2 protein-coding genes and 1 pseudogene are annotated in these 845 nt (G+C 53.3%); all 3 read left to right on the forward strand.

Annotation, left to right across the window (positions count from 1 at the left end; translation table 11 throughout):
* Nucleotides 1-100 (forward strand): transposase domain-containing protein (locus ACOCD2_RS22820; RefSeq protein WP_368857394.1); only part of this gene is annotated, 100 nt, incomplete at its 5' end.
* A gap of 149 nt (nt 101-249) precedes the next feature.
* Nucleotides 250-621, forward strand: coding sequence for a type IV pili methyl-accepting chemotaxis transducer N-terminal domain-containing protein (locus ACOCD2_RS22825; RefSeq protein WP_293652475.1), 372 nt, complete (start codon nt 250-252; stop codon nt 619-621).
* Between the two features lie 31 nt (nt 622-652).
* A pseudogene (locus ACOCD2_RS22830) lies at nt 653-845 on the forward strand (hypothetical protein); the annotation flags it as partial.

The following is an 845-nucleotide window of genomic DNA, read 5'->3' on the forward strand; positions in this document are numbered from 1 at the left end:
CTACCTCCACCATGTGCTGCAGCACATCGGCAATGCCAGGACGGTTGAGGACATTGAAGCCCTGCTACCCTGGAACACGCCGGTCAAAAAAATGCAATAGGGCTGATTGTTTGGCGCTTACCGTCCATCGAAAAGCAATGGACACCCATCAGGGCCACCCTTCAGGATGCTCCTGACAGAGCCAGGGCAGCCAGCCTGCAGGAAGAGCTGGACGAGCTTCTGGCTGCCTGCCACAAGAACACCCGTCTGATCGCAAAGAGCGCCAACAACAAGACGGGTGATATCGTCAACCTCGCCGGCAGACAGCGCATGCTTTCACAGCGTATGGCGGCATTGTACATGCTGAAAGCATGGAAGCTGGACGACCCGAAATTCCGGGAAAAACTGACCGGCGCCATGGACGAGTTTTCAGCCGCGCAAAAAACCCTGGAGGCGTCCCCCCTCTCCAGCGATGAAATTCAGGCACTGCTGGCGAGGGTAAAAAAATCCTTTGCCTGGTTTGAAATGATGGGCAGGTCATCCTCAAACCGTGTGATCCCCAATCTCATCAACAAATCGGCCAACAGCATCCAGGCCGATATGGACAAGGCTACGGCGTTGTATGCCCATGCCAATAAATAACCCTTTACCTGCAATACATGGAGATAGACTCATGAACCCACTCAAGAAATCCATCCGGATCCTTCTCGTTTGTACAGCAGCATTCCTGTTTGCTGGTACTGCTTTTGCCAATGCCGAAAAACCCGCAAGCAGCGGTGACAGCAATCTGGCCAATCTTATCGATATCCCCGGCAGACAGCGCATGCTTTCGCAGAAAATCGCCAAGGCGTATTTTTTCTACGGCA

Origin of the sequence: Thiolapillus sp., assembly GCF_048562965.1 — a bacterium.
Classification (GTDB): Bacteria; Pseudomonadota; Gammaproteobacteria; order Chromatiales; family Chromatiaceae; genus Thiolapillus; species Thiolapillus brandeum_A.